Genomic DNA, 13,350 nt, shown 5'->3' with positions numbered 1-13,350 from the left:
CAGCCAGGAGGCTTCTTTTCCTATAATTTTCACACAACCCTGAACAATTGGATTGGTTTGTGCTCGAGAAGGCGGAGCTCATATTTGAATAAAAATTCGGATGCCTCCAATAGCTTCTTCGCCTCGAAAGCACTCCTTCCCCAAACCGTGATTCCATGATTTCGAATCAGTACGGCTCCCGTGTCTCCATGGACACGCTGTGCAAATTCCTTTGCCAAAGTCGGGATATGGGCATAATTCCGGATAATCGGGATTTTTAAAACCGCATCCTCATCCCATTTATCAAATGCCTTGATAATCTCCTGCCCCTGGAACGACACTTCCCCGCGGTCCCCGTAAATTTCGGATATGACATTGTTGTCAATGGTATGGACATGGAGGCTGCAGCCCGCATTCGTCCTTCTGTATATTTCAACGTGGAGGAGCGTTTCCGCTGAAGGCTTCAAATGGGTTTCTCCCACCGGCCTGCCATACTCATCGACCAGCAAAAAGTCTTCATCCGTCCTCTTCCGTTTGTCCTTCCCGCTCGCTGTAACAAGGAATTGGAGCGGCCTGTCGCTTACCTTTATCGCAAGGTTGCCGCTCGTACCCATAAACCAATCACGTCCGGAAAGTTCATCCTTCACATCTGCAAGCTCATTCCACTTTTCATTCAGCATGCCTGCTCCTTCACCCCTGTCCTTTTTATAATTGTTTCAATGCAATCAAGGAAGTTTTCAAATGGTGAGTGGGAAAGACCCCATTCTTCACACTTTTCCAAAAGTAAATCCCGGGCCAGTACGAAATCGGCCTGTTTTGCCGCTTCAAGGTCGGTTACCGAATCGCCGATTACAATTTTAAAATAATCATCCCCGTGGCCAAGCCTCCTAACGACACTTGGCTTACAGCAGCCGCAGTCATTTCCGCAGAATTCATCACAGCTATTGGGCCAAAGGATGCGGATTGTTTCTCCACCAAAGTCCGCGCCGTTGCAGAAAATGCCGTCAAAAGGCCCGTATTCGGAAAGGACTGGAAGAACAAAGAAATCGATGCCGCCGCTTACGATATATAAAGGGATCCCTTCTTCTCTTGTAAAAGAGACAAACTCCCCGAAGCCTTTCCTGATTTTTGCCTGTTCAACTGCAAATTCGGCGATCTTGTTTTTTTGTTTCGATGGGAGCAGAGAAAATAGTTCCCCAACCCCTTTCCTAATGGAGATTTCTCCTGAAAGAATCCGATCCTTAATCCGTTCCCATCCAGGGGGAGCGAAGGCCTTCATGATTGAAATGATGTTATCCTTTTCGGTAATCGTCCCGTCAAAGTCACAGTAAATCACAGGTTTTTTCATTTCACGGCCTCCTCTTTAGGAGAACCCCATAATTCCAACGCTGCAAAAAGTTCAGGTTGGTATGTTGCCGCGCTGGACAAGCTGTGGCCAGCCAGAGCCGCTTCCATCGCCTGGCGGAATGCCTTCCCTCCAGCCGCCGCGCCTCCCGGATGTCCATGGACTCCACCGCCCGCATTGATCACCGAATCAATTCCGAAATCGGAAATAAGCAAAGGTACAAGGCCAGGGTGGATTCCTGCCGATGGTACCGGGAATGCCTTTTTGTACGGCTCGTCCTTCGTCAGCTCCTTTGCAATCCCGAGCGCGTTTTCCCTTTCAAGTGCCACCGAGCCGTACGGTGATGGGAATAATACGAGGTCCGCGCCGGCATACCTTTGCAATTTTCCTAAAAGGAGGGAGTGGGAAACACCATATACAGACGAGGAAGCGATTGCCCCGCTGAATGCCGGATGCGCCATGATGGGGAGGGAAATGCTATCGTCCTCCCTTAGTTCCTGCAAGACATCGAGCCCATAGGAAAAAACATTGACCAGGAGGGTATCCGCACCTGCTTCCGCAAACCTTTTTGCCTTTTCCCTTAGTTCCGAAGTCCTTCCCGTCAGGTTTACAGCGTAGAGTGTCCTGTGCCCTGTTTCGGAAAACACTTCATCCAGAATGCGGCGCCCTACCTGAATCCTTTTATCTGATGGAGTCTGTGGGTTTTCAAAAAGAATTTCGTCATCCTTGACGATGTCAATCCCACCCAATGCCTGCTCCTTTAATTGGCTTGAAAGGAAATCAAGGTCCTTCCCAATGACCCCTTTAAAGATGCTCATCAAAAGGGGGCGGCGGTGGACGTTAAGCTTTTCCCTTAGACCCTCAGTCCCAAAGCGCGGACCTGGGAAAAAGCTTTTTAGGTTCTCACTGAATTCAAGGTCAAGAAGCCGGATTTTCCCATCAAGGGACAATTTCCCAAAGACGGTAGTTAAAATGGCGGGAAGGTCTGCGGAAAAGTTGGCTGCGGGATAAGCGATGGAAATTTCAGCGATGTTTTCGCTGATTTGTTCAGCCGATACGACCCTTCCTTTGTGTTTCTTTAGCTGCTCCTTTTCAAGGGCGGGAAGGCTGGTCCATGAACCGACCGTCAGGCCCAGGGCTATTTCCTCCGCTTTTTTCTCAGGATTCTTTTCATCCCGGACATGATATGTCGCTACCAATTCACTCATGATGTCCTTCCTTTCCAAGGCAGTGTTACATGTTTCAACACAGACAAGATTTTGTTTTTTGCATTAAAAAAACCTCTTCCAAAGAAGAGGTTAGCGCGCGCAAACTAATCTCTTCTCATCTATCAGCTTTCGCTGCAAGAATTAGCACCGTGCTTAAAAATAAGTCGGTTGCCGGGCTTCATAGGGCTAGTCCCTCCGCCTGCTCTTGATAAGAAATGATTTTTATATATTTACTATTTTCATAATGTTAAGATTTAATTTGGATTATCGCAGGAAATAAATTCATTGTCAAACATTTTTTTAAAAATGTCTAAACCCTTTATTCGGAGAACTGCTTCCGACAGCCTCTCTTCCGTTGCGAGGAGGCCAACACGGACATAACCCTCGCCATATCGGCCAAATCCTATGCCTGGGGCAACCATGATATGCGCTTTTTCCAATAGAAAGTCGGCAAATTCCATCGAACTGAATCCTTCCGGAACCTTCAGCCAGGCAAAAAACGAACCCGCGGGCGCAGCGACGTCCCAACCAATGTTTCTTAATCCGCCAATTAACGCACTTCGCCTGCTTTCATATAAGCGGACAAGTTCCCCTACACAATCCTGTGGGCCATTAAGCGCCTCCGCTGCCGCTTCCTGGACAGCCCCGAACAGAGAAACATACAAATGGTCCTGTATCAGTTCAATTGCTGAGATGACGCTTTTGTTGCCAACAGCAAAACCGACCCTCCACCCTGCCATGTTATATGTTTTTGAAAGAGTATAAATTTCAATGCCGATTTCCTTCGCCCCTTCAGACTGTAAGAAGCTTGCGGGCTTTTCCCCCTCAAATCCTATTGCCCCGTAGGCAAAATCATGGACAACGCAAATGCCGTGCTTATTTGACAGCGACACGGTTTCATCAAAGAACTCCTTTGTCGCGACTGCACCGGTAGGATTGTTCGGATAGTTGAGAATCATGAGTTTCGTATTGTCCAAAACTTCAGTTGGAATCGTACCGTAATCGGGAAGGAATCGGTTTTCCTCAAGGAGCGGCATCATCTCAAGCTTCGCCTGTGCAAGGGCTGCGCCCGATAAATAATCAGGATAGCCCGGGTCAGGAACAAGCAACGTGTCTCCCGGGTTAAGCAAGCATTGCGGAATTTCTACAAGGCCGGCTTTCCCGCCAAAGAGGATGGCCACCTCTGTATCCGGATCCAAATCAACATTGTATTCCCGTTTATAAAAATTGGCTGCTGCCTCCTTTAGGTATTTGTATCCCTGAAAAGGAGAATATTTATGGTTAACCGGATTTTCGGCAGCAAGCTGCAGCCGCTTCACAATATGTAGCGGTGTAGGCTGGTCCGGGTTTCCCTGGCCAAGGTTGATCACATCATGGCCCTGCGCAATCGCCTCGCCCACCTTTTTCACAAGTCCCGCGAAAAACTGCCCCGGAAGGCTGTTCAATAATTCGGACTTCGGGTATTCCTTCACAATAGACCACCTGCTTTTAAATGATTTATATATTTATGGAAATCTAGTCACAAATAATATAACGTAATAGGTATCTTGTAAAGAGGTTTTTCACTTTTCTGAATTGGGGGAACTTAACTTGAAGTTGAAAATCGCCATCGCGCAAATGGATATTGCATATGGAAATCCCGAGGAGAACTATGCCATCGCGGACAGAATGATTAGCGAAGCTGCTAAGGGAAATCCCGATTTTGTTGTCCTTCCCGAACTATGGACGACGGGATACGACCTTGAAAGACTGGATGAAATTTCCGACGCCCAGGCTGCCGAATCCATAGCCTTTCTCGGTAAAAAAGCGGCGGAGAACAAGGTCAACCTGATCGGTGGATCGGTTGCGAACCGCACCGGGGCCGGCGTGGAAAATACGATGCTCGTCGTTTCAAAAGAAGGCAGCCTTGTCCATACGTACAGCAAGCTCCATCTATTCCAGTTGATGAACGAACACCATTACTTTATCCCAGGAACCGGAACAGCGAATTTTGAACTTAACGGCCGCATGCTTGCCGGCTTTGTCTGCTACGACATCCGCTTTCCCGAATGGCTCAGGAAGCATGTGTCAAAAGGAGCGGAAGCAATCTTCGTAGTAGCGGAATGGCCAAAGCCAAGGGTTGCCCATTGGCACTCGCTCCTGATTGCAAGGGCAATTGAAAACCAGTGCTATGTCATCGCCTGCAACCGGGCGGGAAGCGATCCGAAAAATGTATTCGCCGGCCATTCAATGATCATTGACCCGTGGGGCGAAATACTTGCTGAAGCTGGAGAAGGAGAGGAAATCCTTACTGCTGAAATCGATTTTGAAAAGGTGAAGGAAGTGCGTGGGATAATTCCCGTCTTTGAAGACAGAAGGCCGGAACATTATAGAGAATAGTATAACAAAGGAGGCTCGATAGACGAGGCCTCCTTTTTGTGTTTTATGGCTTCGCCCACATTTCTTCCGGATTCAGCTCATATGTTGCATTTTCCCTGTACATGTAATGGTTGATGATAAATTCGCGGCGGATGGTGGCGTAATCCTCGTGAAACTTTTTAATGTACTCGTTTATTTCCTTTTCCTCGTATTTCACACCCTTTTTCAGCCCTTTTACAATATGCTCAAATACAAATAGCTTTTTTTTCCGCTGGGCCGGTATGTTTTTCAGCTTCCCTTCCGTTGTGAAGAAGTTGCTGATAACCTTCTGCCTCTCTTGGTTTGTTGCATTATCCATTTCGTCTAGTTCCTCCCCCTGCCGTTCCGCAAGCTGCGTTAACGCCTTCGCCTGCTGGCCCAGCACTTTTTCATTCAGGTAAAAATAAATAGTATTTTTGTCCCTTCTTTCAAATACGACATGTACATCCCGGAGTTTTTTCAAATGATGGGTAATCGTCGGCGGCGTCAATCCAAGCTTGCCGGCAATCGCCTGGCCATGAAGGGGGCCGCCAGCAAGCAACCTGACAATGCGGATGCGTGTTGGATCGCCCATCGCTTTGTAAAAGGCGACCAGCTTGTTTAATTGCATATTCATCACCTTAACTAATTTGATATATATCTAATTAGATTTATATCAAATCTACAACTTGCAGTCAAGGGGGGTTGGGGTAATTTTCTGATATGGGCCTGCTAAACCCGGTTGGCGATTTTGTCCGAAATGTGACAGTTTTCGATAAGTGGATGGAAATTTTCGTTATCCCTCTAAAAGTTTTCGATATATCTAAAATTTTTTCGATAACGGCACGAAATTTTTCGATATATTTTCCGAGTCTCAAAAAAACAGTCGTTTTACATTTCAAGGTCGGACAAATTCGCCATTGCGACTAAAATGAAACTGGAAGCCTTCCAGAAAAACAAGCCAATCCCGGTTTTAAAATAAAAAAAGCGGCCTTTTTTCACAAAAAGAGCCGCTTTGGATGAATTTATAGGGTTTCTTTCTCTTACAGGATCGGATGGTCGTGCTTAGCCTTTAGGCGCTGCCAGCGGTTTTCGATTTCCTTTTCGAATGCCACGAGCATTTCCTTGTTTTCTTCCTTAAGTAAATGCTTTGATTTACCCATATATTTCAGCCATTCGGATGCAGGCACTCGCTTATTTTTTTCCTCTGGATTGTACGTAATCGTTGTGGAGCCCTGTTCGATTTCATACAGCGGGAAGAAACAGGAATTGACCGCCGCTTCCATGATGGTGTTGCCGTACCGGTCCTCAGATTTCCAGTTCAGCGGGCAGGTAATCAGTATTTTTCCATAAACGGTACCTACATTTTGCGCATACCACTGCGCCTTCGCACCTTTTTTGACTAGGTCCTGAGGGAATGCTTCCGTACCTGTGAAGACGTAAGGAATATTCGCCGCGGCCATCAGCTGTGCCGTGTCCTTATGATGGAAGTTCTTGCCTTTTTGGGTTTTCCCGACACTCGTAGTACTTGTCATATGGCCCATCGGCGTTGAATACGACATTTGCGAACCAGTATTCATATAACCTTCATTATCGTACTCTACGATGATCAGCTTATGGCCGCGAAGCGCGGTGCCAATCGCAGAGCCCATTCCGATATCCATTCCACCGTCGCCGGTAACCATCACGAACGTTACATCATCGGCAATCTCGATTTCCCCACGTTTTTGCAGCTCAAAGAATGCCTCGACCGTACCGGACAATGTTGCCGCCCCGTTCTGGAAAAGGTTGTGGATCATCGTTTGCTTGTGGGAAGTGTACGGATACGCTGTCGTCGTTACATAGGCGCACCCGGTCTGGTAAAGAACGACAATATCGCCCTCGATACCTTTAAAGAAAAGCTCAAGTCCTGGGAATATGCCGCATCCCGGGCAAGCTCCATGGCCGGAACCGAGTCGCTTCGGCTTCGCTGCAAGCGCCCTGAGCGGCGGGATTTTCACCTTCAGTTTGCCGGTTTCCTCATCCATTTTCACGTCGATTAGGCCGGAATTATATGTAGCTCCGTATTGCGGCTCAATAACAGGCTTGAGCGCTTTTTCCGGGCTGCCTGGAACAATTCCGTAATAATCGAACGGCTTATCCGCATATCCTTTTTCTACTGCGCCGATGGCCAGTTCAAAAAACGCTTCTGCATCGTCCGCGTAAAAATCTTTGCCGCCTAGGCCGAATACCCTGCTCAGGACAATGGTCGCGTTATCCCTGTCGTCCTGTAATGCCGATTTCACTTCATGAGTCAAATTCGGCCCGTGGGCGCCATACGAATCTGCCCGCTCGCCAACAAGCAATGCCTTGACGTTCTTAAGGGCTTCGCGGATTTCCTTTGCCGGGAATGGCCGGATGATGTTTGGTGAAATGACCCCTGCCTTGATTCCTCTGGATCTTAACTTATCAACAACATCCTTGGCTGATTCGGCCGCGGAATTTAGGAGGAACAAGGCAACTTCGGCATCTTCCATTTTATAAAGGTCAAGGACAGGGTATTCCCTTCCGGAGAGCTTTGCGTACTCAGCCGTAACTTCCTTGAACACTTCGCCCGCAGCGTAAATCGCTTCGGATTGTTGGAAGTGGTTGTTCATAAGGTCCTCGCCATTCATATGCGCGCCAATCGTAACCGGTTTTTTAGGATCCCTTGCAAAATTGTAGTCGACCGGGCACTCGCCGACAAATTTCTGGACAACCGCTCGATCCTTGAAATATTCAACCCGCCTCTTTTGGTGGGAGGTGAAAAATCCGTCATAGGCAACGATGACAGGCAGACGGACCTTCGAATGCTCGGCAATCTTCAGGGCCATGATATTCATGTCATAAACTGCCTGCGGTGTTCTCGCGGTCAGGATTACCCAACCCGTATTCAGTCCGTAATAAAGATCTGAATGGTCTCCCCTGATGTCGAGCGGTCCACTGACAGCCCTTGTCACTAGGTTCATGACCATGGGAAAGCGAGTACCCGCCTGAACCGGGAGCTGCTCGATCATATATAAAAACCCGTTCGCACTCGTCGCGTTGAAAACACGCGCCCCTGTTGCCGCCGCACCGTAGCAAATCCCCGCGGAGCCATGTTCCCCGTCAGCCGGGATTAGCTTAATGTCATGCTCGCCCCTCGCCTTCATCATGTCAAGGTATTGGGCGACCTCTGTTGAAGGTGTGATAGGGAAATATCCCATTATATGATAATTAATCTGCGCGGCTGCCATCGCTGCCATTTCGTTGCCGGACTCAAATGTCAGTACTTGCTCCGCTTTTGTAGTTTCTTTTAATTGTTCCTCTAGCATTGCCATATTTTATATCCTCCCCGCAGCATAAGGAAAGTTTTGCCTGACCCGGTTGGCTTCCGCATAACCAATCGCCTCGCGCAAGTCGCCGAGCGCATCGGTTGGGCATGCCTCAACACATTTCAGGCAGCCTTTGCAGTATTGATAATCGATGCCTTTCAAAAACATTTGCTCCCTGCCGCGCTTATCCTCTCCTTTTTCCCAAACAAAGCAGAAATCAGGGCAAACCGTGTCACATGAAGCGCAGTGAATGCACTTTTCGATTTTCAATTCTGGAAGGAATCCTTGCCTCGAACCGCTTAAATCTTTAAGGATGCTGTTCGCCGGAGCTATAATGGCGCCGCCTATCTCCTGGGTAAGATAGCCAAGCTGTGGAAGCGGCCGGGAAAAGGTCTTCCCTTCCGCGCCGACCGGCGCATCATAATGCTTGAAACGGACTTCATTGTATCCACGCTCAAACGTCCTGATGTTCGGTTCGACCATGTGCGGGTATTTCTTTTCAAATGTTTTCCTGATTACTTTCTTCATCGCATCCGGGTCAAGAAAATCGCAAATCCGGAAAAGCGCTCCAAGCATTGCGGTATTGACCTTCGTTTTCTCTTCCACCGAGATTGTGAGCGCGTCGACAATCGCGAGGGTTCCGTATTCAAGTTGCAAATCCTTTTTGATGCCGTCAAAATCCCGTGGTGAATTGACTAGAACAATTCCCTCGGCATCCAGGCCGCTTACAACATCGACCATTTTATACAAAGCCTCATGAAAAATGCCTATGATATGCGGCTGTTCAATCGGGCTGTGATCCCGTATTTCCACATCAGGTTCACAAAAACGGATAAAGCTCTTTACAGGCGAACCCTTTTTCTCCGAACCATACGATGAAAAATTCGATCCATTCAGCCCAAGCCCGAGTACCCCTGCTTCAGCAAGCATTTTTCCGGCCAGGTTTGCCCCGAGGCCGCCAATCGATTCAAGGCGAATTTCAAAAAATCCAAGTTCATTTCTTTTTGGCAGTATAGACATGTTTTCCCTCCCATTTCCCTCTTACATTTTCAATGCAGAGTTAAAAGCCTGCATTCCCCACCATCTATTTTAGGCAACAGGAAATATTTACGCTGTGACAAATGTTATACACCCCTATTAAAATTTAGATACAGCCCGAATACCTTTTTCATGAATACAGGTTTTGCAAAGGCTGAAGGTTATGCATAACAACTAGTACAGATAACTCATTGTAATATAACAGAACCAGAAACCCGGTTGGATTTCATTACCTGTTTCATCAAAATAGTTTTCGGGTAACAATTAAGTGGGATAGCTGGGGGTCTCTTAGTTGGAGGAAATAATGAAAAAACGAAACTACTACTTTGATAACGCAAAATTCATTCTGATTTTTCTCGTTGTTTTCGGCCATTTGCTAAGGGCGTTCATTGAGGATAATGAGGTCTTTTTCGCACTTTACAAGGCGATATACACATTTCATATGCCCGCTTTCATCCTGATCTCTGGTTTTTTCGCCAAGGGATTCAATGAAAAGGGGTATGTGGCGAAAATAGCCAAAAAATTAATACTTCCGTATATCATTTTCCAGGTAATCTATTCGGTTTTTTACTATTACCTTTACCAAAAACCGAACCTTAAGATTGACCCGTTCGATCCACATTGGTCGCTATGGTTTTTAGTCAGCATGTTCTGCTGGAACTTGATGCTGATTCTATTCACGAAAATCAGGCCATCTTTTGCCATTACGGCGGCGTTCGCAATCGGATTGCTGATCGGCTATATCGATTGGGTTTCGAATTACTTGAGCCTTTCCAGGACGTTTGTATTTTTCCCGCTGTTCCTGGTTGGCTATCACATGAAGAAAGAACATTTTTATTCGCTGTTCACCTTTAGGAAACGTATACTCGCGCTTGGAATATTCCTTGCGGTTTTCATAGGGTTTTATATTTATCCGGATACGCAGTATCAGTGGCTGCTGGGCTCCAAGCCGTACGAGGCAATGGGGGCCGCATCTGTGTGGGCCATGTTTAAACGCCTCGGTATTTATGCATTGAGCCTTGTCATGGTGATGAGCTTTTTCGCCTTTGTCCCAAGGAAACAATATTTCTTTACGACGCTTGGAAAAAACACGCTTTACGTCTACCTCTTGCACGGTTTCTTCGTCAAGGTTTTCCGTGAGAGCAACTTTGCTTCCTATTTTGATGAGACGGAAAGGATTGTCCTGCTCGCCGGCATGTCTCTTATCATTGTCCTTGGGCTGTCAAGCAAGCTAATTACATCCTTTACCCAACCGCTGATTGAATTGAGAACCTCTCAGATGAAAAAACTTCTAGGAAGGCTGTCAGTCGGCCTTCGGCTTAACCAAGGACGCTAATAAAGCTAGAGAATCCCAAATCCTTACATCCCTTCCGGCGTCTGGAAGGGATTTTTTATGTCGCTAATTAAATCCCCTTTCCTATTAAATTTTTCCTTCCTTTTACATCCCACCGGGATTATACTAAAATACTGACTAAGAACCTTTTCGAGGAGTTACTAAAAATGAAAATCATCTGTTCAACCTTGAACGCAAAATATATACACACAAATCTTGCAATCCGATACCTAAAGGCATTTGCGGCTCCCGAGTTCACCATTGAACTTGCGGAGTATACGATTAAGGACCCCGCAATGAACATCGTCTCCGACCTGATTGCAAGAAAACCCGATGTTATTGGATTTAGCTGCTATATTTGGAACATTGAAGAAACACTAAAAGTGATTTCAATGATTAAAAAAATCAATCCAGCCATCGCTATTGTCCTTGGCGGGCCGGAAGTCACGTACGATACAACGGAATGGATGGAAAAAGTGCCTGAAGCGAATTTCATCGTGATCGGTGAGGGGGAGGCCGCATTCAAGCAGCTTCTGATGGAACTTAATAGCGGAGCGCCAAAGCTTGAAAAAGTACCGGGTTTGGCATACAGGCATGATGGCAGTGTTAAAATCAACCTCCAGTCTGGCAAGCTCGATTTGAAGGAAATCCCTTCCCCGTACCGCTTTCCGGAAGATATCCCCCATCTTGCAAAAAGGGTCACGTACATCGAAACAAGCCGGGGCTGCCCGTTCAGCTGCCAATTTTGCCTTTCGTCCATTGAGGTGGGCGTCCGCTATTTCGACAGGGAGAAAATCAAGGAAGACATTCGCCATTTGATGGCCAATGGGGCAAAAACGATAAAATTTGTCGATCGGACATTTAATATAAGCAGAAGCTATGCAATGGACATGTTCCGCTTCCTCATAGACGAACACCTGCCCGGGACTGTTTTTCAATTTGAAATAACGGCGGATATCATGCGCCCGGAGGTTATTGAATTCCTTAACAAGGAAGCGCCCAAAGGATTGTTCCGTTTTGAAATCGGCGTCCAGTCAACCAACGACTATACGAATGAGCTTGTGATGAGGAAGCAGAATTTTGAAAAACTGAAGCGGACCGTCACGATGGTGAAGGAAGGCAGCAAAATCGACCAACATCTTGACCTGATAGCCGGCCTGCCGGAGGAAAACTATCAATCTTTCCGAAAAACCTTCAATGATGTATTTGAGATGAGACCGGAAGAGTTGCAGCTCGGTTTCCTGAAAATGCTCCGTGGGACTGGCCTCAGAATTCGCGCGGATGAGCATGATTACATTTTTATGGATCAGGCCCCATATGAAATTCTCGGAAACAATGTCCTCCCTTTCGAAGATATCATCCGAATCAAGCAGGTTGAGGATGTTTTGGAAAAATACTGGAACAGCCACCGCATGGATGCGACGATTGAGTATTTGATTGCACAGGAATTCGAATCACCTTTTGATTTCTTCCAGGAGTTCGGTGCCTATTGGGATGAAAAGGGCTGGTCCAGGATCGGCCATCAGCTTGAGGACCTGTTCAAACGCCTTCATTCCTTCCTGGAATCACGGAATACCCGGAATCTTGACATTGTAGAAGGGCTTATGATATTCGACTATTTGTCGAGGCATAAATACAGCCCACGAAAACCTTGGTGGGAAAAACGCTTCGATAAAAAAGACAGAAGCGCCCTATACAAGCGCATTCTGGCGGAACCGTCCATTGCCGGGCAAGCGTTTGAGAGCCTTGGCCTCTCTGAAAAGGAAATGTACAAGCATACGATATTGGAGCCTCTTGCCTTTGACCTGAACGCCTACATGTCCTCAGGTGAAATCCGGACAGTCCCTTCCGCCTTGGCGGTTTACTATGATCCGTCCGGGAAGGGGCCTCTAATTGGTTCATTCGCACAATAAGCCGGCAACTGCCGGCTTATTTTTTTCCTTTTTCGGTTTCATCCTTATCCTTTTTAATCTCTTCCCCCCGGCCCATTGCAAAAAGTTCATAGAGTTTGATTCCGTTCACATCCCCGAATTCAATGCTGAATTCTTCCTGTCTGCCTTGGTTTTGGGCTCTGTCCTTCATCAGCCCCGCCCTTTCCGCCCAAGATTGGAATTACGGTTTGCTCCTTTCATCGGATCTTCCTCGTGGGCAAGTTCTGCGGAAAAATCCGACTCCCTGGTATTTTTATATGGAGTCTTGCTATATTTCTCGACCGCATTCCGTTCCGCTTTACGCTTAGCCATAGATGATGCCTCCTTTTTTCATTAGTCTCTTTCACCTATGGTTTTTTCATGCATACCTTTTAAATCGAACTTTCAGCGGTCTTCCTGCTGGGATAAAAGCCTCCATTTTTTCAAAAAATAACAGAAAAAAGGAGGAAACAGTATGACACAGGATGCGGACGGGTTAAAACGGCCAGAAATTGATGGAACTCTCCCACACCAAATCAATGCCCCCGACTTCAAAGGAACAGGCAGGACCATGGAACCGCCTTTTGTGAATCGGCATGGCGTAATTATTGGAGACAGCTCCTATACTTCCCCAAACTCCCCTCTTGAAAATTGGTCCGAAGAAACGGATCCGGAAATTATGGCGGGCAATCAATGGGTCCATCCAACAAACGATATCGGCTGGAACACCGCCGAAAACAGGGAGCTGCTTGAAAATAGGCGAAAGCCAAATGCGGCCCCCTTCATGCATCCGAATATCGATACAGGAAAAGACACGGATTAAGAACAG

Annotated in this window: 13 protein-coding genes and 1 riboswitch; of the genes, 4 read left to right on the top strand and 9 right to left on the bottom strand. The window is 46.9% G+C overall.

Annotated features, from left to right (window positions below; genetic code table 11):
- Positions 1-29: 29 nt before the first annotated feature.
- The 4 genes from V1499_RS08300 to V1499_RS08285 form a co-directional block, all read right to left on the bottom strand.
- Positions 30-659 (bottom strand): methylthioribulose 1-phosphate dehydratase, encoded by a 630-nt coding sequence (locus tag V1499_RS08300; RefSeq protein WP_409275351.1) that lies wholly within the window; start codon positions 657-659, stop codon positions 30-32.
- Complete coding sequence (locus V1499_RS08295) at positions 653-1,327, bottom strand: 2-hydroxy-3-keto-5-methylthiopentenyl-1-phosphate phosphatase (protein WP_409275349.1); 675 nt, start codon at positions 1,325-1,327, stop codon at positions 653-655. Before V1499_RS08295 ends, V1499_RS08300 begins: the two co-directional genes overlap by 7 nt.
- Positions 1,324-2,532, bottom strand: coding sequence for a 2,3-diketo-5-methylthiopentyl-1-phosphate enolase (locus V1499_RS08290; RefSeq protein ID WP_409275347.1), 1,209 nt, complete (start codon positions 2,530-2,532; stop codon positions 1,324-1,326). The genes V1499_RS08295 and V1499_RS08290 overlap by 4 nt, the downstream gene beginning before the upstream one ends.
- Positions 2,533-2,644: 112 nt before the next feature.
- A riboswitch (SAM riboswitch) is annotated at positions 2,645-2,747 on the bottom strand.
- Between the two features lie 39 nt (positions 2,748-2,786).
- Positions 2,787-4,004, bottom strand: a complete 1,218-nt coding sequence (locus tag V1499_RS08285; protein ID WP_409275345.1) for a pyridoxal phosphate-dependent aminotransferase — start codon at positions 4,002-4,004, stop codon at positions 2,787-2,789.
- Between the two features lie 118 nt (positions 4,005-4,122).
- Here V1499_RS08285 and V1499_RS08280 point away from each other — a divergent pair, with 118 nt between their 5' ends.
- Positions 4,123-4,911 carry a carbon-nitrogen family hydrolase gene (locus V1499_RS08280; protein ID WP_409275344.1) on the top strand — a complete coding sequence of 263 codons (789 nt, stop codon included), beginning with the start codon at positions 4,123-4,125 and terminating at the stop codon, positions 4,909-4,911.
- A 43-nt stretch (positions 4,912-4,954) separates the two neighbouring features.
- Here the strand turns inward: V1499_RS08280 and V1499_RS08275 are convergent, their stop codons facing one another.
- From V1499_RS08275 to V1499_RS08265, 3 genes are all read right to left on the bottom strand, one after another.
- Positions 4,955-5,539 (bottom strand): metalloregulator ArsR/SmtB family transcription factor, encoded by a 585-nt coding sequence (locus V1499_RS08275; protein ID WP_409275342.1) that lies wholly within the window; start codon positions 5,537-5,539, stop codon positions 4,955-4,957.
- A 412-nt stretch (positions 5,540-5,951) separates the two neighbouring features.
- Complete coding sequence (locus V1499_RS08270) at positions 5,952-8,246, bottom strand: thiamine pyrophosphate-dependent enzyme (RefSeq protein ID WP_409275340.1); 2,295 nt, start codon at positions 8,244-8,246, stop codon at positions 5,952-5,954.
- Positions 8,247-8,249: 3 nt separating this feature from the next.
- Positions 8,250-9,260: a 2-oxoacid:acceptor oxidoreductase family protein gene (locus V1499_RS08265; protein WP_409275338.1), complete on the bottom strand. Its 1,011-nt coding sequence runs from the start codon at positions 9,258-9,260 to the stop codon at positions 8,250-8,252.
- A 322-nt stretch (positions 9,261-9,582) separates the two neighbouring features.
- Between V1499_RS08265 and V1499_RS08260 the strand changes: the two genes are divergently transcribed.
- Complete coding sequence (locus V1499_RS08260) at positions 9,583-10,614, top strand: acyltransferase family protein (RefSeq protein WP_409275336.1); 1,032 nt, start codon at positions 9,583-9,585, stop codon at positions 10,612-10,614.
- 164 nt (positions 10,615-10,778) lie between these two features.
- Positions 10,779-12,524: a B12-binding domain-containing radical SAM protein gene (locus tag V1499_RS08255; RefSeq protein WP_409275335.1), complete on the top strand. Its 1,746-nt coding sequence runs from the start codon at positions 10,779-10,781 to the stop codon at positions 12,522-12,524.
- 16 nt (positions 12,525-12,540) lie between these two features.
- On the opposite strand, the gene V1499_RS08250 is transcribed toward V1499_RS08255, so the two are convergent.
- Both V1499_RS08250 and V1499_RS08245 read right to left on the bottom strand, forming a co-directional pair.
- Complete coding sequence (locus V1499_RS08250) at positions 12,541-12,693, bottom strand: hypothetical protein (protein WP_409275333.1); 153 nt, start codon at positions 12,691-12,693, stop codon at positions 12,541-12,543.
- A complete protein-coding gene (locus V1499_RS08245) occupies positions 12,693-12,854 on the bottom strand; it encodes a hypothetical protein (RefSeq protein WP_316568306.1) in 162 nt (53 codons plus the stop codon). The genes V1499_RS08250 and V1499_RS08245 overlap by 1 nt, the downstream gene beginning before the upstream one ends.
- 142 nt (positions 12,855-12,996) lie before the next feature.
- On the opposite strand from V1499_RS08245, the gene V1499_RS08240 reads away from it, so the two are divergent.
- Positions 12,997-13,344, top strand: a complete 348-nt coding sequence (locus V1499_RS08240; protein ID WP_409275331.1) for a DUF3905 domain-containing protein — start codon at positions 12,997-12,999, stop codon at positions 13,342-13,344.
- Positions 13,345-13,350: the final 6 nt, after the last annotated feature.

Source organism: Neobacillus oceani (assembly GCF_046237595.1).
Classification (GTDB): Bacteria; Bacillota; Bacilli; order Bacillales; family Cytobacillaceae; genus Bacillus_D; species Bacillus_D oceani.
This window is presented reverse-complemented; position numbering and strand designations above follow the sequence as displayed.

Excerpts from the sequence above, each read along its gene's own strand:
- V1499_RS08300 (WP_409275351.1), bottom strand. The coding sequence starts at position 659 with ATGCTGAATGAAAAGTGGAATGAGCTTGCAGATGTGAAGGATGAACTT.
- V1499_RS08295 (WP_409275349.1), bottom strand. The coding sequence starts at position 1,327 with ATGAAAAAACCTGTGATTTACTGTGACTTTGACGGGACGATTACCGAA.
- V1499_RS08290 (WP_409275347.1), bottom strand. The coding sequence starts at position 2,532 with ATGAGTGAATTGGTAGCGACATATCATGTCCGGGATGAAAAGAATCCT.
- V1499_RS08275 (WP_409275342.1), bottom strand. The coding sequence starts at position 5,539 with ATGCAATTAAACAAGCTGGTCGCCTTTTACAAAGCGATGGGCGATCCA.
- V1499_RS08270 (WP_409275340.1), bottom strand. The coding sequence starts at position 8,246 with ATGGCAATGCTAGAGGAACAATTAAAAGAAACTACAAAAGCGGAGCAA.
- V1499_RS08265 (WP_409275338.1), bottom strand. The coding sequence starts at position 9,260 with ATGTCTATACTGCCAAAAAGAAATGAACTTGGATTTTTTGAAATTCGC.
- V1499_RS08260 (WP_409275336.1), top strand. The coding sequence starts at position 9,583 with ATGAAAAAACGAAACTACTACTTTGATAACGCAAAATTCATTCTGATT.
- V1499_RS08255 (WP_409275335.1), top strand. The coding sequence starts at position 10,779 with ATGAAAATCATCTGTTCAACCTTGAACGCAAAATATATACACACAAAT.
- V1499_RS08250 (WP_409275333.1), bottom strand. The coding sequence starts at position 12,693 with ATGAAGGACAGAGCCCAAAACCAAGGCAGACAGGAAGAATTCAGCATT.
- V1499_RS08245 (WP_316568306.1), bottom strand. The coding sequence starts at position 12,854 with ATGGCTAAGCGTAAAGCGGAACGGAATGCGGTCGAGAAATATAGCAAG.
- V1499_RS08240 (WP_409275331.1), top strand. The coding sequence starts at position 12,997 with ATGACACAGGATGCGGACGGGTTAAAACGGCCAGAAATTGATGGAACT.